This is a genomic window from Mesorhizobium erdmanii, from assembly GCF_013170725.1.
Taxonomy (GTDB): Bacteria; Pseudomonadota; Alphaproteobacteria; order Rhizobiales; family Rhizobiaceae; genus Mesorhizobium; species Mesorhizobium erdmanii.
This window is the reverse complement of record NZ_CP033361.1, coordinates 4,923,236-4,945,206: the sequence shown is the minus strand read 5'-3', so window position 1 is coordinate 4,945,206 and position 21,971 is coordinate 4,923,236. Positions and strand designations below refer to the sequence as shown.

Genomic DNA, 21,971 nt, shown 5'->3' with positions numbered 1-21,971 from the left:
CTAGCCGCCGGGCGCCAGCGCTTCTAGCGTCGGAAGGATCAGGGCCGGCGGAAAATCCCGGTATTCCTCGGGCTGGTTGGAGCGGTTGATCCATACCGTTCGGAAGCCGAACTTGGTGGCGCCTGCAATATCCCAGCGATTGGAGGACTGGAAGGAAACGGCGCCGGGATAGAGGCGCCACCCGGTGGCGACCATGTCGTAGACGGCCGGATCGGTCTTGAAGCGCCGCACCGTGTCGACCGAATAGATATCGTCCAGGACCTGGTCGAGCGCGGCGGACTTGACCGCTGCTTGCAGCATTTCTTGCGAGCCGTTGGAGAGGATTGCCAGCCTGGCTCCCGAAGCCTTGAGCCCCTTCAGAACGGCCGGCACTTCCGGGTAGCAATCCAGCCGCCAATAGGCTTCCAGCAATTTTGTCTTGAGACCGGGATCGGCCGAGGGGACCTTGCGCAGGGCGAAGTCCAGCGCCTGTTCGGTCAACTGCCAGAAATCCGCATAGGCGCCCATCAGCGTGCGCACCCAGGAATATTCGAGCTGCTTGGCGCGCCAGATTTCGGACAGCAACTGGCCCTCCGGCCCGATCTGGTCGGCATGGCGGCGCACGGCGGCATGCACGTCGAACAGCGTGCCATAGGCGTCGAAGACATAGGCGGCGTATTGCATGGCAACAGTCTTGAGGCGAGGCGGGGCAAGGTGCAAGCCTTGATTGCATCGCGCCTGCCGCTGGCCTCAACAAAAACTCGCCCATGCTGGTTGACGCCAGCAGCCAAAGCATCATCCAATGTTGTCACACAAGATTGATCGGAACGGGATAACGCGATGACACTGGCGGCAGCGGCGCAATCCGCGACATGGACCTTCGTCGATGGCGACTGGTACGAGGGCAACGTCGCGATCCTGGGTCCGCGCAGCCACGCCATGTGGCTCGGCACCAGCGTGTTCGACGGCGCGCGCTGGTTCGAGGGCGTGGCGCCCGACCTCGACCTGCATGCCCGGCGAGTGAATGCCTCGGCGATCGCGCTTGGCCTCAAGCCGAACATGACACCCGAAGCGATCGTCGGACTGACCTGGGACGGATTGAAGAAGTTCGACGGCAAGACGGCGGTCTATATAAGGCCGATGTACTGGGCCGAGCACGGCGGCTACATGGGGGTGCCGGCCGATCCCGCATCGACGCGTTTCTGCCTCTGCCTCTACGAATCGCCGATGATCTCGCCGACCGGCTTTTCGGTGACGGTGTCGCCGTTCCGGCGCCCGACCATCGAGACCATGCCGACCAACGCCAAGGCCGGATGCCTCTATCCCAATAATGGCCGCGCCATCCTCGAAGCCAAGATGCGCGGCTTCGACAATGCGCTGGTGCTGGACATGCTCGGCAATGTCGCGGAGACCGGCAGCTCCAACATTTTCCTGGTCAAGGACGGCCACGTGCTGACGCCGGCGCCGAACGGCACCTTCCTGTCCGGCATCACCCGCTCGCGCACGATGACGTTGCTGGGCGAGTACGGGTTCAAGACGACGGAAAAGACGCTGTCGGTGCGCGATTTTCTCGAAGCGGACGAGATTTTCTCGACCGGCAACCATTCCAAGGTGGTGCCGGTTACCCGCATCGAGGATCGCAATTTGCAACCCGGGCCGGTCGCCAACAAGGCGCGCGAACTCTATTGGGATTGGGCACATTCGAAATCTGCTGGCTGACGTACCCGTTCGGCCTTTTTGTCACTGCGCGCTTCGCCGCAGGAAAACCGTGTGACAGTTTTCCGGAACGCGCTTAGAAAGGCAACCGGCGCTTCACTTCCGGAGTTGTCCCAGCTCAATCCAGACCTATGTTAATCCGGTATCCACACCGGACTTTTCCACGAGGGAGTACTACCCATGGCTTTTGAATTGCCCGCTCTGCCCTACGACTATGAGGCCCTGCAGCCCTACATGTCGAAAGAGACGCTGGAGTATCATCACGACAAGCACCACAAGGCCTATGTCGACAACGGCAACAAGCTGGCCGCGGAAGCGGGCATGGGCGACCTGTCGGTCGAAGAGGTGGTCAAGCAGTCGTTCGGCAAGAATGCCGGCCTCTTCAACAATGCGGCCCAGCACTACAACCACATCCATTTCTGGAAGTGGATGAAGAAGGGCGGCGGCGGCAACAAGCTCCCGGGCGCGCTGCAGAAGGCGGTCGACAGCGACCTCGGCGGCTACGACAAGTTCAAGGCTGATTTCATCGCTGCCGGCACGACGCAGTTCGGTTCGGGTTGGGCCTGGGTTTCCGTCAAGGACGGCAAGCTGGCGATTTCGAAGACCCCGAACGGCGAAAACCCGCTCGTCCACGGCGCCTCGCCGATCCTCGGCGTCGACGTCTGGGAGCATTCCTATTACATCGACTACCGCAACGCCCGCCCGAAATATCTCGAGGCCTTCGTCGACAGCCTGATCAACTGGGATCACGTGCTCGAACTCTACGAAAAGGCGAAGTAATCGATCGTCAAAAAAGCCCCGGTATTTGAACTGCCCCCCGAAAGTTGGAAAAAACCGTTCGGGGGTCAGTTCAATACCGGGGCTTTTCTTTTCTGTGTCGATGTCGGGTAGTTGCGAAGGCCGACAAAAATCGTCCGAGGAGAGGGAATAACCCGTCCGTCGCATCCGTTAACGTCCTGTCCTGAAATGCCTTCATCATGGAGCCAAATGAATGAGAAAGCTTGTCGTCGCCATCTCAATGCTCGCCTTTGCCGGCTCGGCCGCCTTTGCCGATCCGATCCTCGACCGGCAGGCGTTGATGAAGGAGCGCGGAAAGATCGTCGGCGGTCTGGCGAAAGTGGCCAAGGGCGACGAGCCTTTTGATGCCGCTGCCGTGCTGACGCAGTTGCAGGCGCTGCAGGCGAATGCCGAGAAGTTCGACGTCGACACCTTGTTCCCGAAAGGCAGCGATACCGGCGACACCACGGCGGGGCCTAAAATCTGGGAAGACATGGCTGGCTTCAAGGCCGTCGAGGACAAGTATCTGGCGGACGTCAAAGCCGCGGTCGCGGCGGCTCCCGCCGACGCTGACGCGCTGAAGGCGCAAGTCGACACCATGGGTTCCGATTGCGGCACCTGCCATCAGAGCTACAGGATCAAGAAAGGCTGATTTCGGCCATGGCATGGCTGAAGAAGCTCGTCGGTGCAGCCCTGGTTGTGGGCTGCGTCGGCGCGGTTACGGGATGGGTCCTCTCGGCGCCTGTGACCCTCGATACGCAGACCCTGACGCAACTCGCGCCTGGCGACGCGGCCAGGGGCAAGCGCATCTTCTACGCTGGCGGCTGCACCTCCTGTCATGCGAAGCAGGGATCACAGGGGGATGCGCGGCTCCGGCTCGTCGGCGGCCTCGAACTCAAGACACCGTTCGGCACTTTCGTGCCGCCCAATATTTCGCAAGACCCGAACGACGGCATCGGCGCATGGTCGGTCGAGGATCTCGCCAACGCCATGCTGAAGGGCGTATCGCCGTCGGGCGAGCATTTCTATCCGGCGTTTCCCTATGCCTCCTACGCCCGCATGAAGCCATCCGACATTGCCGATCTCTATGCCTTCCTCAAGACGCTGCCGGCGGTCGCCGGCAAGGCGCCGGGCAATTCGTTGGCTTTCCCGTTCAACATCAGGCGTGGCATCGGCCTGTGGAAGCGGCTCTATCTCAACGACCAGCCCGTTGTTGCCTTGGCCGATAGCGCGCCCGAAGCTGTAATGGCCGGCCGCTATCTGGTGGAGGGGCCTGGCCATTGCGGCGAATGCCACACGCCGCGCGATTTCGCAGGCGGAACCAGGAAGGGCGAATGGCTGGCCGGCGCCGTGGCCGCCGAGGGCTCGGGCGTCGTGCCGAACATCACATCGGGCAAGGGGGGTATCGGCGGCTGGTCGGAAGCCGACATCGCCAATTACCTCGAGACCGGTTTCACGCCGAACTTCGATTCCGTCGGCGGCGCCATGGTCGACGTGCAGCGCAACATGGCGGAACTGACAGCGGGCGACCGTGCGGCGATCGCCGCCTATCTCAAGGCTGTACCGCCGCATCCGAACGGCTATCCGGCGCGTCAGAAGACCGCGAACTAACCGGTTGTCGGGCTACAGGTGCCGATCGCCGAGGAAATCGAAGCCCGTCTCGAAGAAATGATTGTAGTTGCAGGTCATTTCCTCGCCCGCTGCGATGTCGCGCAAGGCGTAGGTTTCCTCGGGTGAGGAGACATCGCAATTCGGCTCGTCGTCATGGTTCATATAGCGGGCGTCGTCGGCTTCGAAGACGATGTAGGCCGGATCGCGTCGGTCCGGGTAGGAATAGCGGTCGAGATAGTTCTTCACCGGTCCGGTTTCGCCCTCATAGGTCTCGACGTCGATGATCCGGTCGAATCGGGGGTCTAGCTTCCAGATCAACGTGCCCTTCGGGATGTGATGCTTTGCAAAGACGCCGATGCCTTGGATCGGCGATTTGTCGAGATAGACGTCGACGAGCAACATGGCATACCCCAGTAGAAAACATGTCAGGCAAGGCTTGCGAAAAGCCGCGCACTGGTTAGCGCGAGGCCGGTACAATTGCGAGCGGAAATGAGCAATGCGGGATTCAAAAAGTCATGATCGCGACGCCTCCGGCAGATGCCTGCTGGACACTTGCCTCCGCCGTCACCGTTGCTGCAGGGCCAGGCGGACGCCCAGGGCGCAGTAGATGCCGCCGACCACCTTGCCTTGCCATTTCAGCACAGTCGGATTTCTGCGCAGGAAACTGCCTAGCCGGCCGGCGCTAACCGCAAAGATGACCGTGCTGAAAAGGCCCAGCACGACGAAAATAAGACCCAGGGCGGTCAACTGAAGCATCGCCGATCCGTTCTCGGGCCGCACGAACTGGGGCAGGAAGGCTAAGAAGAAAAGCGCGGTCTTGGGGTTGAGCACCTCGGTCAGGACAGCCTGTCGAAACGCCTTGCCGGCGGAAATCGCCAGCGCGCCGGCAGTTGGATCGGTCGGCACCTTCTCGACGATCGCGCGAATGCCGAGATAAACGAGGTAGGCCGCGCCGATGTATTTTGCGATACTGAACAGTGTCGCCGACGTGGCGATAATAGCCGAGATGCCGACCATCGCCATGACCGTGTGAAATATGTCGCCGGCCGCGATCCCGGCACCGGTCGCGATCCCGACCTTGGTGCCCGAACTCGTTGACCGGGCGATCGTCAGCAGCGTGGCCGGACCCGGAATGAAGACAAAGCCGAGCACGACGGCGATGTAGGCGATCAATGTCGACAGATCGATCATCGCAGGATCTCCTCGGTAAGCTGCGCCTTGCCCGTCACCTTCAACGCGAAGGAATAGGTATAGGCGATCTCCTCCAGCCTTGAGAACCGGCCGGACGCGCCGGCATGACCGGAATCCATATTGATCTTGAACAGCACCGGATTGTCGCCTTTCTTGCGGTCGCGAAGCCGCGCCACCCATTTGGCCGGTTCCCAATAGGTGACGCGCGGGTCGGTGAGGCCGGCAAGCGCCAGGATTGGCGGATAGTCGAGCGCCGCGACATTGTCGTAGGGCGAGTAGGCGGCGATCGTGCGGTAGTCGTCGGCGGATGCGATCGGATTGCCCCATTCCGGCCATTCCGGCGGCGTCAGCGGCAGGGTCGCGTCGAGCATGGTGGTGAGCACGTCGACGAACGGAACTTCGGCGACGATGCCGCCAAAGCAGTCCGGCGCCATATTGGCGACAGCGCCCATCAGCATGCCGCCGGCCGAGCCTCCTTGCGCGACCATGCGGTCATGCGCGGTATAGCGCTCGGCAACGAGGTGGCGCGCACAGGCGATGAAATCCGTGAACGTGTTCATCTTGTGCGCCCGCTTGCCGTCATCATACCAGCCGTAGCCCTTGTCCTTGCCGCCCCGGACATGAGCGATGGCGTAGACGAAGCCGCGGTCGACCAACGACAGGCAGTTGGTATTGAAGGCCGCCGGCACGGTGATGCCGTAGGAGCCGTAGCCGTAAAGCAGGCAAGGTGCCGATCCATCGAGCGGCGTGTCGCGATGGTGCAAAAGCGAGATCGGTACCAGTTCACCATCGGCGGCGGGCGCCATCAGCCGCCTTGTCACATAATGGTCCGCATCATGGCCGGATGGCACTTCCTGGGTCTTGAGCAACACCCGCTCACGGGTGCGCATATTGTAGTCGAACACTTGCGCCGGCGTCGTCATCGACGAATAGGAAAAGCGCATGATCTCGGTGTCGTATTCATAGGAGCCCGACAGGCCGAGCGAAAAAGCCTCCTCATCCAGAGACAGAAGATGCTCTTCGCCACTGCTGCGATCGCGCACGACGATGCGCGGCAGGCCCTCCTTGCGCTCGAGCCGGACCATATGGTCCTTGAAGCCGATCACCGACAAGATCAGCCGGCCCGGTTCATGCGCCACCAGTTCCTGCCAGTTGGCGCGGACCGGATCGTTTGCCGGCGCCATCATGATCTTGAAGTCCTTGGCGCCGTCCGCGTTGGTCAGGATGAAGAAGATGTCGCCGCCTTCCTCCATCTCATACTGGAGGCCGGGCTCGCGCGCGCACACCAGCCTGGGCTCGGCGAATGGATCGCTGGCGCTCAAGAGGCGGTATTCCGAGGTCTCGTGATCGTTGATGCCGATCATGATCCACTCATTGCTGCGGGTGCCGTCGACATTCATGAAGAAGCCGGGATCGCTTTCCTCATAGATGAGGCGGTCGTTTTCAGGATCTTGTCCAAGAGCGTGGAACAGCACTTTCGATGGCCGGTGGTTGGGGTCGAGGCGCGTATAGAAGAACCCGTCATTGTGCGCGTCCCACACACCCGAACCGCCGGTGGCGGGAATCTGGTCCGTCAGTTCCTTGCCGTCGGCAAGGTCGCGCACGCGCAGCGTGTAGAACTCGGACCCCTTGTCGTCGAACGCCCACAACAGCTTGCGATGATCGGCCGAATGATCGACGCCGCCGAGCCGAAAATAGGCTTTGCCTTCCGCCTCCAGGTCACCGTCGAGCAGGATCTGCTCGGCGCCGCCGTCGCGCGGCATGCGGAAATAGCGCGGCTGCTCGCCGCCGAGCTTGAAGGAAGACCCATAGGCATATGGCCCGTCCTTCATGGGAACGGAAGAATCGTCTTCCTTGATGCGGCCCTTCATCTCCTTGAACAGCTGCTTCTGCAGGTCGGATGTGTCGGCCATCAGCTTCGACTGGTAGGCATTCTCGGCTTCGAGCTCAGCACGGATGCCGGCATCGAGAAGGGAGGGGTCCCGAAACATCTCCTGCCAGTTGTCGGCCCGCAGCCACGCATATTCATCAGTCCGCGTGATGCCGTGATGCGTATCGAAAACCGGCCGCTTCTCGGGCATTGGCGGGCTGACGATGGGAAATCGGTGAGTCTGGGTCATTACGTCTCGCTCTGGAGATATCTCAAACGACGGATAAACACGCCGATCAGGGCGGGTTCAAGAGCCGCGGCCCCGCGGTCAATTCGGTTCCGGAAGATGGGCAGGGAGGAGAGATGATGAAATATTCGGTCTCGTCTTGCTGCGGCCTTCACCGTGGCGTCACTAACTCAGGCATTCGCCTGCCAGTCTCATGCGACCGTATTCGCTGCTTGGCAAGTGGCCAACGTGCCGTGCCGGCATCTGTTGATCCGGGCGGTCGCGCGGCAGGCAGGTCACCTGGCGAGGGTTCGTGAAAGAAGTGCGGCAACCTGTGGTTTTGTGGACAGATGTGAACAACCAAGATTGTTGGCGCGATGGCAAAGCAAACCCGAGCATTGAAACCTGCTTTGTGAGTTGTCTCGAATGTAACGAACAGCTGACGTAACGGTAGGCCTTGCCGGTGTGGCGGGTGAAATATCGAAAAATTACATGATGCACGAAAGATTGAAGCTGATTGGCGAATAGTTGATCAACATTGCCAAATATAATCGAAAGAGCGAATTGACTTACTTGCTGTGTGGTTGCATTGATGTCCCCGTGACACGAATCGCAGGAAATCTACCTGCCGAAAATTCGTGCGATGCCCTGCCTGTAAAAAGGGCGCAGACCGACGTAACTCTTGTTGGGGCCTGAAGACCATGGATATTGTCGAAACACCTTCCAGAAACAATGATGCGTTGATCGAGCTGACCGCCGATGTGGTGGCCGCTTATGTCAGCAACAATCCCGTGCCGGTCGGCGAACTGCCGAACCTGATCTCGGATGTCCATGCCGCTCTCGGGCGCGTGGGCGGAACCACCGAACAACCCCCTGCCGACAAGCAGAAGCCGGCTGTCAACCCGAAGCGCTCGGTTCATGACGACTACATTGTCTGTCTCGAGGACGGCAAGAAGTTCAAGTCGCTCAAGCGTCACCTGATGACCCACTATGATCTGACGCCGGAGCAGTATCGCGAAAAGTGGAATCTCGACCCGAGCTACCCGATGGTAGCCCCGAACTATGCGGCGGCCCGTTCGCAGCTCGCAAAGAAGATGGGCCTTGGCCGCAAGCGCAAGGCGCGCTAGTCGCTGCTCAGTCCGGTCGAACCGACATCAACGGCGCCTTCGGGCGCCGTTTGATTTTTGGGGATTGGGGTCGTTGGCCGGCCGCAGAGGCGTCAGGCCGTCTGCGCGAGTGCCACCTCTGCATCGCGCTTGATGCGCTTGACCATCGAGCGAAGACCATTGGCGCGCTGGGGCGAGAGATGCTCGTCCAGACCGAGCCCCTTCAGCGTCGCTTCCGCATCGGTCTTCTGGATTTCGCTGGCGGTTCTTCCGGAAAAAAGCGCCAGCATGATCGCCACCAGGCCGCGCACGATATGAGCATCCGAATCGCCCGTGAATGTAATGACCGGATCGCTGCCTGGTCCCCGTTCAGTGGTCAGCCAGACCTGGCTGACGCAGCCCGGCACCTTGTTGGCGGCATTGCGCTCCTCATCGGGAAACGGCGGCAGCGCTTCGCCCAGTTCGATCACATAGCGGTAGCGGTCTTCCCATTCGTCGAGGAACGAAAAATCGTCGCGGATCGTCTGGATCGTGGTCGCCATGAGCCGGATATAGTGACGCGACAGCGTCGCGTCACGAGAAAAACAAGGACACCGCGGGCGTCGAGAGGGCAGACGGCCCGCGGTGCGCCGTCGAGACGGCTTAATTCTTTATCGGCAGCCTAATTCTTAATCGGCAGGTTGACCGTTTCGGGCAGGACGATCTCCTGCGCCACGCTGCCCGTCATTGTCGAAGTGTCGGGGCCGGCAGACTTGTCATCCAGCATGGCGGCCGCGATCTTGGCGGTCTCCTTGGCGCGCGCGGTTATGGTGTGCATCGCCGACTTGCCGGTTTCACAGACATCGGGCTTGCGCTCGCAAATGCCGGCGATGTCGCCCACCGCGTCGCGTGCCGCGAACAGGGCCTGGATCGGCCCGACGCTTGCCTGCCCCGGCTCGTCGGAACCAACGCTCAGCGGCAGCGCCAAAAGCACCAGTGAAAACCAGAAAGCCATTCTTATCAGGAAGAACATGCCTTGCCTCTCGTCGTGACCGGATCATGCATCATATGGCATGACCTCTTTTATGGGCAGGATGTTGGCACACAGCCACAAAGGACGGCTTGCGGGTTAGACGAAAATTTTCCTCAAATTTTAGGCAAATTCGAAACGAAGCGTTTTGCCGTGGATTTGTTTCATATCGAGACGGTTTTCGTTACCCCGTGATAACCATCTATCTGACTGTTTCCATAGCGATTTTCTGGAATCTTGGCGGTTCTCTCGCCGTCCATGGTCCGCTGATGGCAGGCGTTCGCGGATAACCCTCCATTTACTATGGTGGCATTTGCCCGGGTTTTCGGCCGCCACCATCCCGATATTTGCCACAGGCCGGGCCTTGGTCGGCGCTGCCTTATCCATTCCTTAAACGCTGGATGAGAGTTTCAGAGCCAATCAAAACAATCTGCAAAAGCAGAGCTGTTCACGATGAGTGCGAGTGCGTTGAGTTGATGCCGATCAAGGCCAGATACGCTGAATTGCCGGGCGCGATCGCAGCCGGTTGCGAACGTATGGTCCATCCTTCGATTCTCGTGCAGAGCGGCCGCGAGCGCCAACGCCGTTTCATCGGCGTCATGCTGGCGGCGCCGTTCTTTGCCGCCGGTGCCGCAGTCACGCTGGCTACATCGGGCATGGGAGCCGCTGTGACCATGGCCGCCATCTTCGCCGCCTTCGGTCTGTGCTGGTTCGTCGCCCTGCTGGTGGCGGCGACCGGGAAGATGGCCGCGGCGGCTCCGATCTCCCTGGCGATGGCGGCCGTTGCGCTTGGCGGTCTCATCGCCGCCGCCGGCGGTTTGAGCTCTCCTGTCGCCATGCTTGCCGTGGCGCTGCCCTTCGAAGCCTGGTGGATCGGCGCCTCTCGGCGTGCGGCCCTATGGGGGGCGGCCTCGGCTATTGTCGCCATTGCCCTTCAGCCACTGGCCGCGGTCTTCTTGCTCTTCGCGGGCGCGCAGATAGCCGCCTGGCATTGGCTGGTGCCGCTGGCCTGGGCGCTGACGCTGATCCCGCGCCTGTCGGCGTTTCGCGAGAGCGCCGGTGCCGCCGATACGCCGGATACCGGCGAGCGGCTGGAAGACATCATCGACGCGGTGATCTTGCGGGTCGCCCGCCAGGGCGAGGTGCTCGATGCGTCCGCCAAGGCGCGCACACTCTTGAAATTGCCGCCGGAACTGCTGTCGGGAACCGGCTTCTTCGACCGCATCCATCTGTCGGACCGCGTCGCTTATCTTAGCGCCCTGGCCGACATGCGCGATGGTGCACTGTCGCGCTGCCTCGAATTGCGCGTCAGGCTGCCCCAGAACGGTGGCGGCCAGAATGACAATCGCCAGAATGACAGCCGTCTGATGGCCGACAATTATCGGCCGTTCCTGCTCGAAATGGTTCGCGGTGAGGAGCAGAGCGACGTCTTCACGCTGGTCCTGCGCGAGAATGACGAGACGGCCCGGCTGCGTGCGGATCTCGCGCAGGCCAATGAGACGGCGGCCGCCGCGGAAGTGGCCAAGGGCCGGTTCCTGGCGGTGGTGAGCCACGAACTGCGCACGCCGCTGAACGCCATCATCGGCTTCTCGGACATGTTGCTGCATGAGATGTTCGGCGCCTTCAAGGATCCGCGCCAGAAGGAATATGTCGGCCTGGTGCGGGATTCGGGCCAGCATCTGCTGGCCGTCGTCACATCCATACTCGACGTGTCGCGGATCGAATCCGGCGCCTACACGGCGGAACCGGAGCCGTTCCGGTTCCTGGAAGCGGTCGAAATGTGCCAGTCGATGATGCGACTCCAGGCGCAGGCCAAGAACATCGATTTGCAGACACAAGTCGCTCCCGACGCCGGCGACATCAATGCCGATCGCCGCGCCGTGCAGCAGATCCTCATCAATCTCGTCTCCAATGCGATCAAGTTCACGCCTGACGGCGGCGATGTCGTCGTCGGCGCCAAGCGGATCGGTTCGCGCCTGCATTTCTGGGTCAGGGACACTGGCATCGGCATTGCCGAGGAGGATTTCGCCAATCTCGGCAAGCCCTTCACGCAGATCCAGAACGATTATACCCGCCGTTTCGAGGGGACCGGTCTTGGCCTGTCACTGGTGAAGGGACTGGTGGCGCTGCACGAGGGCACCATGTCCATCGAAAGCATGCCGGGCGAGGGCACCACGGTGACCATCAGCCTGCCGGTCAGCGGGCCGAAGGGGCGCCCGGCGAGCCAGGCAGGGGTGCTGACGATGCCGGCGACGAGGGCGAAAGGGGACAGGAATGGCTCGCTCCGCAAAACAGCCTAAGAAGGCGGTCAAACGCCGCAGCACCGCCTTCCAGGACGGTGCCATCGCCGTCGGCGGGATGATTTCTCGCAATCCCGTGCTGGTGGGCGGGTCGACGGCATTCCTGGTGACGCTGTTCTATGTCTCGGCCAATGCACTGTGGTATCAGCCTTTCCCGCACGCCGGGGCGTTCTTTGCCACCCGCAATTTCCAGGGTTTTCCGCACACTGCCTCCGACGAGCCGGAGACCACGATCAACATCGTGCGGCCCAATGCGGCACCGGCGCCGATGAATGGCGATCCGGTGGTCGAGCAGGTGCAGGGCATATTGAAGGATCTCGACTTCTATCCCGGCACGGTCGACGGCATTTCCGGCCCCAACACGCGCAAGGCCATACAGGCCTATCAGCAGAAGGTCGGGCTCAACGCCTCCGGCGAGATCGACGCTCTGCTGCTGGATCAGCTTGGCGCAACGCCGAAGACAGCCGCCGTGCCGAAACCGCAGCCCCGTCCCGACGTGGCGCCGGCCGCCATGCCCGTGTCCCTGCAGACGAATTCTGCCCAACCGAATGCCGGGCAGGTCGACGCCGCTGCGGCCCAGGGACCCGATCCCCGTATCGTCAAGATCCAGGCCGGGCTGAAGGCGTTCGGCAATGACGACATGCAATTGGACGGCGTCGTCGGTGCGCGCACCAAGGCGGCGATCAAGGAATTCCAGTCGCTGTTCGGGCTGCCGCAGACCGGCGAGCCCGACGAGATCGTCTACGTCAAGATGCGCGAGATCGGCCTGACCAACTGAGGTCAGACGAACGAAGCCCAAAACGACTGCTCGCCCAACAAGTCAAATATCGATAGATAGCCCCGCACGGTTTGCGGAGTTTTCATGCGCGTCACATCGGATCTGTGGGTCTCTGCCTTGGTCCGCCGGGTTTTCAGCGCCGGCGGATTTGCCGCCGTGGTCAACCGCGGCGCGACCGAGGCCGGCGCTGTTTTCGTGCTGACGCGCGGCAGGCTGGGTGAAGTCGCCCTCTACGGGCCGGCGCCGCAGACGAGCTATGATTCATCCAAGCCCGACGACCGTTTCTTCAGCCTTCTCGCCGCCGGCGACGATCCGGCGGTCCTCGATGCACGCCTCGAGCGGGAGAAGAAGTTCGATCCCGACATATGGGTGGTCGAGATCGAGGGAGGAACCGTTCCCGTCGAGGAGCTTATTTCCGTGAAGACGCCCTGAGCGCGGGCGCCGCGCCTTCGTCGCTGTTCGAGGCCTTGCGGCTGTCGCTGTTTACCGGCGAAACGTCGCGAACCATTCTGGACAAGGTTTCGGCTTTCCAGTTCCGCACCCTATCCAGAGCCACATCGCGATGCAGCAGGCGGTAGCGGTCGAGATAGGTCCGGATGGCCTGCGGATGCGGGAACAGGCTGGGATAGATGGCGACCGTGATCAGGAAGGCCCGATCCTCGCTGAAGTCGAGCGAGCGCAACGCCGCGAGTAGTGGGCCGTAGTTCTGGTTGGCGGTCAGCGAGCGCGCGGTCGAAAAATCAATGTCGAGGGCGTCCGCAAGCGCCGTCTGGAAGAACGCGGCGTTGCCCGTCAGCGCCGTCTCGCGCAGTTTGACATAGGTTTCCGAGCCGGGGAACGCATCGACCTTCGCCGCCAAGGCTTCGTCGCCGGTGCGCATCATGGATCGCAGCCTGCGCCGCGCATTCTCGGCGGCAATGCCGGGAGACTGTTGGCTTGTCGCGCTGTTCTCGGCCGTGTCCTTGTTTATGGCTGCGGCGGTTGATGCGGCGGGGGCTTGCGCCTCCGGATCCCGCGCCCGCACCAGTGTCGGCCGTTCGAGCGCCCTGATCAGATCGGCGATGGTCGGGTTCAGGTCCTTGCGCCGCGCGATGGCGCGCGCGTGCGGCAGCCCATGCCGGCCGATGAGCGCAATCAAGTCGATATCGCTGACGGCGCGCGAGCGGATCAAAAGCGGCGCGGCGATATCGACCGGTTCTTCGCAGAGCCGGCGCACCAGTGCCGCGGGGGCATACTCGCATTCGGAAAGGGCGGCGGCCACGTAGCGTCGCGATTCGACTGACACGTCGTCGAACAGCGGCAGCGTCAGGTCTTCGAGCTGGCCGATCTCGCGGCGTGACGGACGGGTCAACGAGCAGAACGCCGACACCGCGGCGCGGAACAGCCTTTCGGCCTTGCCCGCTTCCGTCCGTATCGCGATTTGCCTGAAGTCCGAAGATGACACGAAAGATACCCGATACTCGATACACAGCCTTGATCACGCTCAGCCGGGACTGTGTCGGTTGAGCGGTTGCCTCGGTCAGAACCTGCTGACCTCAAGACAAAGATCAAGTTAGCGGTGATCCGTTAGCGCTCCGTTAACCCTCTGCCGGCCTTAATGATATTTGGAGGCGTTGCGTTGTGCTCCGGGGAAACCGAGAGGAATGCGCGAATCATGGGCATGGTACTGTCTTTCGTGCCGCGTGCGGCACCGACCAATCGAGCCAAGCAAACCACCGAAATACCGGCGGCGGTGATCATTTTTCCAGGCATCCGCTATGAGCGGTCCAGCAGCGGCGAAGCGCGGCCTGCCGGGCCCGACAAGCCGGGATCGCCCCGGACGCCGGTGCCGCACCACTGAGCCTTGCCGAAGCCGTGACCTGATCCGTCAGGCCGCCAGTTCGTAGGCTTGGGTCGCTTAGAAATCCTGCAGCTCGCAGGAACTCTGATCGAGAAAGCGCGACACGATCGGCTTCCAGCTGTCGTCGGGCACAAAGCTGCGGATAACGAAGATGCCCTCGTCGATCGGCGCTTCGACGAAGATCGCGCCCTGCAGGTCCTCGGGCAAGTCCTTGCGCACGTCGATCATCTGCGCTGGCGTCAGCACCACGGCATCGAGCTTGCCGCCGTTCGCCGTATGGTCGTTGAAGGAATAGATGTTGTGGCCGCTGCGGTCATAGACCGACACCGACCAGAAGGGGACATTCCCCGGCGCCCTGATGCGGACCACGCCTTCCTCGAGATCGAACCGGCAGGCCGAGGCGTAAAACAGCGGGTCGACCGATTTCACCACCGGCGCGCCGCCCGCCTCGGCATCCAGCCGGTTCATCCGGTAGAGATCGGACGCCATTGACAGCCGCGACCAGGCGTCGCGTTCCGAAAAAACCGGCACCAGAAGCAGCACCACGATGTGCACGATGCCGGCGCCGACGAGGCCAAGCAGGACGGCGTGAAAGAGCCTGCGCATCGCTGCATAGACACTACGCATCGCAGCCTGCCTTCACGATCCTGGGCAGCGAGACGTCCGACAGGCCGGTGCTGCTGGCAATCGGCGTGTCGTAGAAGGTCAGGACGAAATACATTCGTCCGGAACCGTCGGTCAAAAGCCAGTTGCCGGGCATCGGATGATGGCCGACCGAAATGATCACGGAATTGTCGGCCTGGCGCAGCACCTCGTAGGACTGAAGGGCTGCAAGTCGCGACTTGCCCGTGTCGACGACGCCGAGCGATTGATCGGCGGCATAGAGCGTCCAGAAGCGGGCTGTCGGGAATCTGCCCTCTATCCTGTAGCTGCATTCCCGCTGGAGCTGGTCGCCGGCGGCGTCATGTTCGGCGACGAAGGACAGGCCTTCGGCGCGGCCGAGCGCCAGCACCCCCTCGCGCGCCACACGCGCCTTGGAATAGGGGTCGGCGGCCGGCGTGCCGATGTCTGGAAAGGCGGTCCATTGGCCGATCCGGATCGCGCCGACACCGTCCTGGATCTTCAACGCATACCAGACGCTTGCGCCGCCGCCGCCAATGGCTATGGCAAGCGAAAGCAGCATCAGGAAGGCGTTCTTGAGCATGAAGGGCCGCGTGCGCGAAGGATTGCCCTTCGGGGATATCGCGGCGCGGGGCCTTGTGGCAAGCCGGCGCGATGGATTTGCCTGTCGGCCCGGCCCGCGCCTGGGCTGATGTCACAGTGCCGAAAGCGTTTCGGGCGGGGCAGGGGCGTCGAGTTTGGGCGCCGACTGGAACAGCTGCGTCATGTCCCGCAGCGTCTGCGTGGTCCGGCTGGACAGCACCGCAGGGCGTTCGGCCGCTGCGTCGGCTGCTGCCTGGTCATCGCTCTTCTTCTGCGCTTCCGCGGCCTTGGCGGCGGTCTCTTCGTCGACGAACGGCTTGTCGATGCCGGGGATCGGCTTCAGGTCGATGTTCTGGTGCGCGTAGACCATCAGGCGCTGCCACACCATCGCCGGCAGCGAGCCGCCGGTCATGTTCTTGGTCGGGGTGAAATCGTCGTTGCCCAGCCAAACGGCCGCCGTGTAGTTGCCGGTGAAGCCGACGAACCAGGCGTCGCGGTAGGATTGCGTCGTGCCGGTCTTGCCGGCGACGACGATGTTGGGAATTTGCGCCCGCCGCGCCGTGCCAATCACCGGCACGGCCGCCAGCATGGTGTTCATGGATTTCAGCGCCTGCTCCGAGAGCACCCGGTGCGGCGGGGGGGCGTCCTTGGTCCAGTCATAGACCACCTCTCCGGTGCGGGTGACGAGCTGGGTGATGCCGTGCCGGGAACCGACGAAGCCGTTCTGGGCGAACACGCTGTAGCCCGTCGCCTGGTCCATCACGGTCATGCCCGACGTGCCGAGCACCATGGTCTTGTGGCCCTCGAGAGGGGATTCCACGCCGAATGATTCCGCCATCGCCTTGATCGGCGCGATGCCGAGATGGTCCTTGGCCAGCCGCACCGGCACGGTGTTGATCGACTTGGCCATCGCCATCAGCAGCGTGATGTTGCCCGCCGACTCACCGCTGTAATTGTGCGGCGACCAGTTGCCCCAGCTGATCGGTCCGCCCGAGATGATCGAGTTCGGCGTAAAGCCATGTTCCATCGCCGTGGCGTAGACATACGGTTTGAACGACGAACCGGTCTGGCGCAAAGCCTTGGTGGCGCGGTTGAACTGGCTGGCGCCGTAGTCGCGGCCGCCGACGATGGCGCGGACCGCGCCATTGGTTTCGATGACCACCACGGCGCCTTCGGTGACGTTGTATTCCTTGCCGAACTGGCGCAGGTGGAACTCGACGGACTCCTCCGCTGCCTTCTGGATGTTGGCGTCGAAGGTGGTGTGGGCAACCAGCGAGTGTTGCCCCGGCTTGGCGATCTTCTTGACCTCGTCGAAGGCCCAGTCGAGGTAGTAGTCGGGGCTCTTCTGTTCGCCGCGGTCGACGACGTCGGCCGGATGCAGCCTTGCCTGCAGCACCTGGCCCTCGGTCATGAAGCCCGAATCGACAAGATTGGACAGCACTACATTGGCGCGCGCACGCGCGGCCGGCAGGTTGATGTGCGGCGCATATTTGGTCGGCGCCTTGAACAGGCCGGCCAGCATCGCCGCCTCGGCAAGATTCAAATCCTTGACGCTCTTGCCAAAATAGAAGTCGGCCGCCGCCTCGATGCCGAACGTGCCGCCGCCCATATAGGCGCGGTCGAGATAGAGCTGCAGGATTTCCTTCTTCGACAGATTGGCTTCGAGCCACAGCGACAGGAAGGCTTCCTTGATCTTGCGCTCGAAGGTCCGCTCATTGGTCAGGAACAGGTTCTTGGCCAATTGCTGGGTGATGCTGGAGCCGCCCTGGACGACGGAGTTTGCCCGCACATTCTCGAAGATGGCGCGGGAAAGCCCCAAAACGTCGATGCCGTAATGTTCGAAGAAACGCCGATCCTCGGTCGCCAGCACCGCCTTGATGACGTGATCCGGCATCTCGTCGACGGGCACGGAATCACGCTGGATGATGCCGCGCTGGCCGATCTCGTTGCCGTAGCGGTCGAGGAAGGTGACGGCGAAGTCGCCCTGGGCGCGCCAGTCGCCCGCCGTATCCTGGAAAGCCGGAATGGCCAGCGCAAGCATCACCACCATGCCGCCGGCGCCGAGCGTAAAGCCTTCGCTCAACAGTTCGATGATGCCGCGCCGCCAGCCCTTCAGGCGAAAGCGCCGCGAGAAGATCGTTGCCGCTTCCCAGAACTGCCGCGCCTGGAACCCGATCTCGTAGAGCGAGGAATCGATCCAAGCGTCCAGCGCCAGAAGGCGCGACGCGATCCGACCTCTTCTCTTGCGCGGTTCAGGGCTGACCATTCAAAAACCCGGCTCGGCTGTAGCATGACCTGAAAACCGCAAGCCGGCAATTTCAGGGCGACGCCCTCTTTGACTATTCATCCATTTTGGTGGCGCCCACAAGGGCGGCGACGACACAGCCGCAAGGTTTATCGATTGACGAGCAGGGGAGGCATGAACCGGGACTGCCGCCACGAAAACGATGCGCCAGAGCTGGCGGCTTCTTGGCTGGTCATCGCGGCGAGGCCGCCGCGATGCTCGCCCGTAGCAGGACGCGCGCGCCGGCAATCGTGTGCTCGGGCTCCACATACTCCGCCTCGTTGTGGCTCAGCCCGTCTCGGCACGGCACGAAAATCATTGCGGCGGGCGCTACGCGGGCGATGAACAGCGCGTCATGAAATGCGCCCGATATCATCTGTTTATGCGGCAGCTGGAGGGAATTGGCGGCTTCCTCGACGATCTTGATCATGTCGGGAGAGAATGCCGCCCCCGGCATGTCGAAAGATCGCCTGATCGTTGCCGAACAGTGCTGAACCTCCGCCTCCGCCGCGCAGACCCGGTGCACCTCCGCCTCGATGGCATCGAGCCGTTCCGGTCGAGGATGTCTGAGATCTACTGTGAAGGTGACGGATTGCGGTATGGCGTTGATCGATCCCGGTTGAGCCGAGATCCGGCCCACCGTCAGCCGCGCGCTGGTGTCGGGCGGCATGATCGTGGTCTGCAGCCTGTGCATCGCGGCAACGGCGGCGACCATCGGATCCCTGCGGTAGGCCAGGCCTGTCGTGCCGGCATGACCGGCAGCGCCCGTGATGGAGACTTCCAGCCAGCGCGTGCCCTGAACGGCGGTGACGACGCCGATCGGCGTCAGTTCCTTTTCGAGCGCGGGGCCCTGTTCGATATGCAGCTCTATATAGGCTGACAGCGGCATGCCGGTCGGGCGAAGGCTCGCTTCCGGCAGGGCGGCGATCGTTGCTTCGAGTTCGGTTGCGAGCGACGCGCCGTCAGCACCGACAATCGATGCCCATGCGGTGACATCGGCGCCGGTGAAGGCCATCGAGCCCATGACGCCGGGCGCGAAGCGGCTGCCTTCTTCGTTGGCCCAGGCAACCACCTCGACCGGCATCCGGGTTGCCGCCTGTGCGTCCTCAAGCGCTTCGAGCGCCTCGAAGGCGCAAAGCGTGCCCAGCGCGCCGTCGAACCGCCCGCCGGTCGGCTGGCTGTCGAGGTGGCTGCCGATCATCAGCGGCGGCAGCGCGGCATCCCGCCCTTCGCGGCGGACGAAAAGGTTCGCGATGCCGTCCTGAAAAACCGTGAAGCCGCGCTCCAGCGCCAATTCGGCCAGCAGGCGCCGGGCGCCGCGGTCCTCGACGCTGAAGGCCTGCCGGTTGACGCCTCCGGCCGCGGTCGCGCCGATCCGGGCGAACGCGTCGAGCCGCCCAAGCAGGCGCTCGCCATTGATCTCTGGCACTCGAGTCACCGCTTGAGGCCACCAATGAAGGCCTTCACCCGCTGCGGATCGACCTGGTTCCACCAGACGCCATCATGCTTCAAGGAACTGGCGACGATGACACCGTCGACAATGTCGAGGATGTCGTTGGCATTGTCGGGGCCTACGCCGCTTCCCACCAGCGTCGGCAATCCAGCTGCCTCCTTGATCATCCTGATATAGTCGAGGTCGGCGGCGTGGCCGGTGCGCTGGCCGGTGGCGATCACGGCGTCGGCGTCGAAGAACACCAGGTCCTTGACCTGTTCCTCGACCGGCCGATCGCCGACGATGGCATGGGCGCCATGCTTGACATGGGCATCGGCGAAAATACGGATGCCATTGGCCCGGAGCCTGGACCGGAAGCGCATGGCGCGCGCCGCTTCGCCTTCGATGAAGCCCTCATTGGCGACATAGGCATTGGCCCATTGATTGACACGCACGAAGGATGCACCGGAGGCGCTGGCAATAGAAAGGGCGGGAATGGACGCGTTGGCGAGCACGTTGATGCCGACCGGCCGGCCCAGTTCCCTGCGTATGCGGTCGGAGACGACCGACATGTAGGCGGAGGTTTCCGGGCCGATATCATCAGGTTTGGCGAACGGCACGTCGCCGTGGTTTTCAACGATCACGCCGTCGCAGCCGCCATCGAGATAGGCTTTGGCGTCGTCGAGGCCGCGCTGGTAGATGGTCTCCACCGCCTCGCCATCGTAGCGCGGGGCGCCCGGCAGGGGGGCGAGGTGAACGACGCCTATCACCACCTTGCTTCTGCCGAAGATCGACCGCAGCGCGTCATCCGTGACCTGTTTGGAGCCGATGGCTTTGGGGGATTTTGTCATGCGGTTTCCGCTTCCGTCGTTTCCATGAGCGTTTTCATCTCCCGCCTATCAGGGCAGGATTGGAGAGTGCCGGTGCGTCCCACCGAGATGGCCGCGGCGCGCACCGCGATCCGCGCCGCGCCGGCGAGGTCGATGCCGGCCGCGAGGCAGCCGGTCAGGCAGCCGCAAAAGACATCGCCGGCACCGCTGGTGTCTATCACGGCCACCTTGGGCGCCGCGATCGATTCGATATGCCCTTCGCCATCGGCTACCAGGCAGCCCAGCGCGCCAAGCGTCACGATGGCGGCGCCAGCGCCTTGACGGATCAACGCGCGGGCGGCCTCTGCCGGCTCCGCGGCTTCGGTCAGAAGGGTTGCTTCGCCCAAATTGGCAATGGCAACGCTGACGTCGCTCAGATCCGGCGCATATCCAGCCGCGAGCGGGCTCGGATTGAAGATCGTCATGGCTCCCGCGGCGCGCGCCGTCCGCAGGCAAGCCGTCGTCACGGCGGGGTCCAGATTGCCCTGCATCACCACGATGTCGCCGGGCTCGATCGACGACAGGAAATCGCTGTCCGCCAAGGGATCGAAGGCGGCGGCGCAACTCGCGCTGGTGACGATGAGGTTCTCGCCTCGAGCATCGACCATGACAGTCGACCGGTCGCTTGGCCGCGGCAGCGTCGTCAGATGGCCGACGTCGAGATCGTGGCTCAACTGCTCGCCGATCCAAGCTCCGGCGGCATCGTTGCCGATCGCCGCAAGGAAGCGGACATCGGCCCCGGAGCGGCCGGCGGCCACCGCCTGGTTCGCACCCTTACCGCCAAGTCCGTCGGCATGCTCCGACGCATTCAACGTTTCACCCGGCTGTGGAAACCGGTCCAGCCGAAACGTCGTATCGACGCAGACATTGCCGACGACATGGACGCGCATGGCTAATCCCTGGAGCCTGTCTTATCCCGATGAAATCGGGATAAGGCTCCATCTCTTGGTTCGAGCATGATCTTTTCCGAAAACCGGAATCCACCTTTCGGGATCATACTGTGGCCGTTGCCCAGCCGAGCATCTGTTCGAACAGTGTCTTGTATCCGTTCCAGGCGATGAAGCCCGACGGCAGCCAGTGCGGGCCGACATCCGAGGTCCAGGCGACGGTACGGCCCTTGCCGTATGACCCCGTCACCAGCAGCGGTAGCGAACGGTAGTCGGAGGAAACCGTGGCCAGAACTTCCGCACCGTCCTTGACCGTGACCTCGTTGAAACCGAGCAGGATCGGCCAGTCCTTGCCCAGACCCTTGAGGATATGATGGCTCTGGGGGCCGACAACGACCGGCGCATAGCCTTCGGGTACCTCGACGCGGTCGTCGACCGGCAGGCAGGCGACTGGCAGAACATCCTCGACCGGCGTCTTGTGATAGCGTGCGCCGCCATTGATGCCCTGAAAACTGTAATAGCCGCCGAACATCAGCAGGCCGCCGCCTTTGCCGACATAGTCGCGCAGCAGGCGCAGCCGGTTCGGTGTCGGCTTGGAGTGGACCCAGGTGTCGGGGTGGAGCAGCAGCGTGTTGGCACCAATATCGGATAGCACGACCGCGTCATAGGCCGACAGCGCTTCCATGGTCTGCGGGAAGTTCCGCTGCGCCTCATGCGCCGGCATGAAGGTGACGTCGAACGGGCCGTCCTTCAGCGCCGCCAGCAATTCATCGGCACCCGTGTGATAGGTCACGGTCGGGAATTGGTCGAAGCCCTTGATATGGGTCGCGGTCGAGACCCAGGACTCGCCGGCGAGGAGAACCTTCTTTTTGGACATGCTTGCTCCTATGTCG

General features: G+C 62.7%; 23 protein-coding genes. 9 read left to right on the top strand and 14 right to left on the bottom strand.

The window, feature by feature from the left end; genetic code table 11:
• Positions 1–663, bottom strand: coding sequence for a haloacid dehalogenase type II (locus EB233_RS24170; RefSeq protein ID WP_064991842.1), 663 nt, complete (start codon positions 661–663; stop codon positions 1–3).
• A 156-nt stretch (positions 664–819) separates the two neighbouring features.
• Between EB233_RS24170 and EB233_RS24165 the strand changes: the two genes are divergently transcribed.
• From EB233_RS24165 to EB233_RS24150, 4 genes are all read left to right on the top strand, one after another.
• Positions 820–1,698, top strand: coding sequence for a branched-chain amino acid aminotransferase (locus tag EB233_RS24165; protein WP_064991841.1), 879 nt, complete (start codon positions 820–822; stop codon positions 1,696–1,698).
• Positions 1,699–1,875: 177 nt separating this feature from the next.
• Positions 1,876–2,475 carry a superoxide dismutase gene (locus EB233_RS24160; protein WP_027053553.1) on the top strand — a complete coding sequence of 200 codons (600 nt, stop codon included), beginning with the start codon at positions 1,876–1,878 and terminating at the stop codon, positions 2,473–2,475.
• Positions 2,476–2,686: 211 nt separating this feature from the next.
• Positions 2,687–3,124, top strand: coding sequence for a c-type cytochrome (locus EB233_RS24155; RefSeq protein ID WP_027053554.1), 438 nt, complete (start codon positions 2,687–2,689; stop codon positions 3,122–3,124).
• Positions 3,125–3,132: 8 nt separating this feature from the next.
• Positions 3,133–4,083 carry a cytochrome c gene (locus EB233_RS24150; RefSeq protein WP_064991840.1) on the top strand — a complete coding sequence of 317 codons (951 nt, stop codon included), beginning with the start codon at positions 3,133–3,135 and terminating at the stop codon, positions 4,081–4,083.
• A gap of 12 nt (positions 4,084–4,095) precedes the next feature.
• On the opposite strand, the gene EB233_RS24145 is transcribed toward EB233_RS24150, so the two are convergent.
• From EB233_RS24145 to EB233_RS24135, 3 genes are all read right to left on the bottom strand, one after another.
• Positions 4,096–4,485 carry an SET domain-containing protein gene (locus tag EB233_RS24145; RefSeq protein ID WP_027053556.1) on the bottom strand — a complete coding sequence of 130 codons (390 nt, stop codon included), beginning with the start codon at positions 4,483–4,485 and terminating at the stop codon, positions 4,096–4,098.
• A 162-nt stretch (positions 4,486–4,647) separates the two neighbouring features.
• On the bottom strand, positions 4,648–5,274 hold the full coding sequence (locus EB233_RS24140) for a LysE family translocator (protein ID WP_064991839.1): 627 nt from the start codon (positions 5,272–5,274) through the stop codon (positions 4,648–4,650).
• Positions 5,271–7,394 (bottom strand): S9 family peptidase, encoded by a 2,124-nt coding sequence (locus tag EB233_RS24135; RefSeq protein ID WP_064991838.1) that lies wholly within the window; start codon positions 7,392–7,394, stop codon positions 5,271–5,273. The genes EB233_RS24140 and EB233_RS24135 overlap by 4 nt, the downstream gene beginning before the upstream one ends.
• Positions 7,395–8,071: 677 nt before the next feature.
• Between EB233_RS24135 and EB233_RS24130 the strand changes: the two genes are divergently transcribed.
• Positions 8,072–8,497 (top strand): Ros/MucR family transcriptional regulator, encoded by a 426-nt coding sequence (locus EB233_RS24130; protein WP_027053559.1) that lies wholly within the window; start codon positions 8,072–8,074, stop codon positions 8,495–8,497.
• A 92-nt stretch (positions 8,498–8,589) separates the two neighbouring features.
• On the opposite strand, the gene EB233_RS24125 is transcribed toward EB233_RS24130, so the two are convergent.
• Positions 8,590–9,018 carry a SufE family protein gene (locus EB233_RS24125; RefSeq protein ID WP_064991837.1) on the bottom strand — a complete coding sequence of 143 codons (429 nt, stop codon included), beginning with the start codon at positions 9,016–9,018 and terminating at the stop codon, positions 8,590–8,592.
• A 119-nt stretch (positions 9,019–9,137) separates the two neighbouring features.
• Entirely contained in the window at positions 9,138–9,488 is a 351-nt protein-coding gene (locus tag EB233_RS24120; protein ID WP_027053561.1) for a DUF5330 domain-containing protein, read from the bottom strand.
• Between the two features lie 533 nt (positions 9,489–10,021).
• Between EB233_RS24120 and EB233_RS24115 the strand changes: the two genes are divergently transcribed.
• From EB233_RS24115 to EB233_RS24105, 3 genes are all read left to right on the top strand, one after another.
• Positions 10,022–11,785 (top strand): PAS domain-containing sensor histidine kinase, encoded by a 1,764-nt coding sequence (locus EB233_RS24115; RefSeq protein ID WP_064991910.1) that lies wholly within the window; start codon positions 10,022–10,024, stop codon positions 11,783–11,785.
• Entirely contained in the window at positions 11,760–12,563 is an 804-nt protein-coding gene (locus EB233_RS24110) for a peptidoglycan-binding domain-containing protein (protein ID WP_064991836.1), read from the top strand. Before EB233_RS24115 ends, EB233_RS24110 begins: the two co-directional genes overlap by 26 nt.
• An 84-nt stretch (positions 12,564–12,647) precedes the next feature.
• Complete coding sequence (locus EB233_RS24105; protein ID WP_027053564.1) at positions 12,648–12,995, top strand: DUF1491 family protein; 348 nt, start codon at positions 12,648–12,650, stop codon at positions 12,993–12,995.
• Here EB233_RS24105 and EB233_RS24100 read toward each other — a convergent pair.
• Positions 12,973–14,007: a DUF2336 domain-containing protein gene (locus tag EB233_RS24100; RefSeq protein ID WP_064991835.1), complete on the bottom strand. Its 1,035-nt coding sequence runs from the start codon at positions 14,005–14,007 to the stop codon at positions 12,973–12,975. The genes EB233_RS24105 and EB233_RS24100 overlap by 23 nt on opposite strands.
• A gap of 210 nt (positions 14,008–14,217) precedes the next feature.
• Between EB233_RS24100 and EB233_RS24095 the strand changes: the two genes are divergently transcribed.
• Positions 14,218–14,403, top strand: a complete 186-nt coding sequence (locus tag EB233_RS24095; protein WP_081294309.1) for a hypothetical protein — start codon at positions 14,218–14,220, stop codon at positions 14,401–14,403.
• Between the two features lie 57 nt (positions 14,404–14,460).
• On the opposite strand, the gene EB233_RS24090 is transcribed toward EB233_RS24095, so the two are convergent.
• From EB233_RS24090 to EB233_RS24060, 7 genes are all read right to left on the bottom strand, one after another.
• Positions 14,461–15,030, bottom strand: a complete 570-nt coding sequence (locus EB233_RS24090) for a DUF1254 domain-containing protein (RefSeq protein WP_064991833.1) — start codon at positions 15,028–15,030, stop codon at positions 14,461–14,463.
• On the bottom strand, positions 15,023–15,607 hold the full coding sequence (locus EB233_RS24085; protein ID WP_064991832.1) for a DUF1214 domain-containing protein: 585 nt from the start codon (positions 15,605–15,607) through the stop codon (positions 15,023–15,025). Before EB233_RS24085 ends, EB233_RS24090 begins: the two co-directional genes overlap by 8 nt.
• A gap of 111 nt (positions 15,608–15,718) precedes the next feature.
• Positions 15,719–17,872, bottom strand: a complete 2,154-nt coding sequence (locus EB233_RS24080) for a transglycosylase domain-containing protein (RefSeq protein WP_027053568.1) — start codon at positions 17,870–17,872, stop codon at positions 15,719–15,721.
• 211 nt (positions 17,873–18,083) lie between these two features.
• Positions 18,084–19,328 (bottom strand): Zn-dependent hydrolase, encoded by a 1,245-nt coding sequence (locus tag EB233_RS24075; protein WP_081294308.1) that lies wholly within the window; start codon positions 19,326–19,328, stop codon positions 18,084–18,086.
• Positions 19,325–20,173 carry a BtpA/SgcQ family protein gene (locus EB233_RS24070; RefSeq protein WP_064991830.1) on the bottom strand — a complete coding sequence of 283 codons (849 nt, stop codon included), beginning with the start codon at positions 20,171–20,173 and terminating at the stop codon, positions 19,325–19,327. The genes EB233_RS24075 and EB233_RS24070 overlap by 4 nt, the downstream gene beginning before the upstream one ends.
• Positions 20,170–21,081, bottom strand: a complete 912-nt coding sequence (locus EB233_RS24065) for a ribokinase (RefSeq protein ID WP_064991829.1) — start codon at positions 21,079–21,081, stop codon at positions 20,170–20,172. The genes EB233_RS24070 and EB233_RS24065 overlap by 4 nt, the downstream gene beginning before the upstream one ends.
• A 103-nt stretch (positions 21,082–21,184) precedes the next feature.
• Entirely contained in the window at positions 21,185–21,955 is a 771-nt protein-coding gene (locus tag EB233_RS24060; protein WP_064991828.1) for a glutamine amidotransferase, read from the bottom strand.
• Positions 21,956–21,971 lie beyond the last annotated feature (16 nt).

Bases quoted from the DNA above. Each gene is read 5' to 3' on its own strand.
- EB233_RS24170 (WP_064991842.1), bottom strand. From the start codon at position 663: ATGCAATACGCCGCCTATGTCTTCGACGCCTATGGCACGCTGTTCGAC.
- EB233_RS24165 (WP_064991841.1), top strand. From the start codon at position 820: ATGACACTGGCGGCAGCGGCGCAATCCGCGACATGGACCTTCGTCGAT.
- EB233_RS24160 (WP_027053553.1), top strand. From the start codon at position 1,876: ATGGCTTTTGAATTGCCCGCTCTGCCCTACGACTATGAGGCCCTGCAG.
- EB233_RS24155 (WP_027053554.1), top strand. From the start codon at position 2,687: ATGAGAAAGCTTGTCGTCGCCATCTCAATGCTCGCCTTTGCCGGCTCG.
- EB233_RS24150 (WP_064991840.1), top strand. From the start codon at position 3,133: ATGGCATGGCTGAAGAAGCTCGTCGGTGCAGCCCTGGTTGTGGGCTGC.
- EB233_RS24145 (WP_027053556.1), bottom strand. From the start codon at position 4,485: ATGTTGCTCGTCGACGTCTATCTCGACAAATCGCCGATCCAAGGCATC.
- EB233_RS24140 (WP_064991839.1), bottom strand. From the start codon at position 5,274: ATGATCGATCTGTCGACATTGATCGCCTACATCGCCGTCGTGCTCGGC.
- EB233_RS24135 (WP_064991838.1), bottom strand. From the start codon at position 7,394: ATGACCCAGACTCACCGATTTCCCATCGTCAGCCCGCCAATGCCCGAG.
- EB233_RS24130 (WP_027053559.1), top strand. From the start codon at position 8,072: ATGGATATTGTCGAAACACCTTCCAGAAACAATGATGCGTTGATCGAG.
- EB233_RS24125 (WP_064991837.1), bottom strand. From the start codon at position 9,018: ATGGCGACCACGATCCAGACGATCCGCGACGATTTTTCGTTCCTCGAC.
- EB233_RS24120 (WP_027053561.1), bottom strand. From the start codon at position 9,488: ATGTTCTTCCTGATAAGAATGGCTTTCTGGTTTTCACTGGTGCTTTTG.
- EB233_RS24115 (WP_064991910.1), top strand. From the start codon at position 10,022: ATGGTCCATCCTTCGATTCTCGTGCAGAGCGGCCGCGAGCGCCAACGC.
- EB233_RS24110 (WP_064991836.1), top strand. From the start codon at position 11,760: ATGGCTCGCTCCGCAAAACAGCCTAAGAAGGCGGTCAAACGCCGCAGC.
- EB233_RS24105 (WP_027053564.1), top strand. From the start codon at position 12,648: ATGCGCGTCACATCGGATCTGTGGGTCTCTGCCTTGGTCCGCCGGGTT.
- EB233_RS24095 (WP_081294309.1), top strand. From the start codon at position 14,218: ATGGGCATGGTACTGTCTTTCGTGCCGCGTGCGGCACCGACCAATCGA.
- EB233_RS24090 (WP_064991833.1), bottom strand. From the start codon at position 15,030: ATGCGTAGTGTCTATGCAGCGATGCGCAGGCTCTTTCACGCCGTCCTG.
- EB233_RS24085 (WP_064991832.1), bottom strand. From the start codon at position 15,607: ATGCTCAAGAACGCCTTCCTGATGCTGCTTTCGCTTGCCATAGCCATT.
- EB233_RS24080 (WP_027053568.1), bottom strand. From the start codon at position 17,872: ATGGTCAGCCCTGAACCGCGCAAGAGAAGAGGTCGGATCGCGTCGCGC.
- EB233_RS24070 (WP_064991830.1), bottom strand. From the start codon at position 20,173: ATGACAAAATCCCCCAAAGCCATCGGCTCCAAACAGGTCACGGATGAC.
- EB233_RS24065 (WP_064991829.1), bottom strand. From the start codon at position 21,081: ATGCGCGTCCATGTCGTCGGCAATGTCTGCGTCGATACGACGTTTCGG.
- EB233_RS24060 (WP_064991828.1), bottom strand. From the start codon at position 21,955: ATGTCCAAAAAGAAGGTTCTCCTCGCCGGCGAGTCCTGGGTCTCGACC.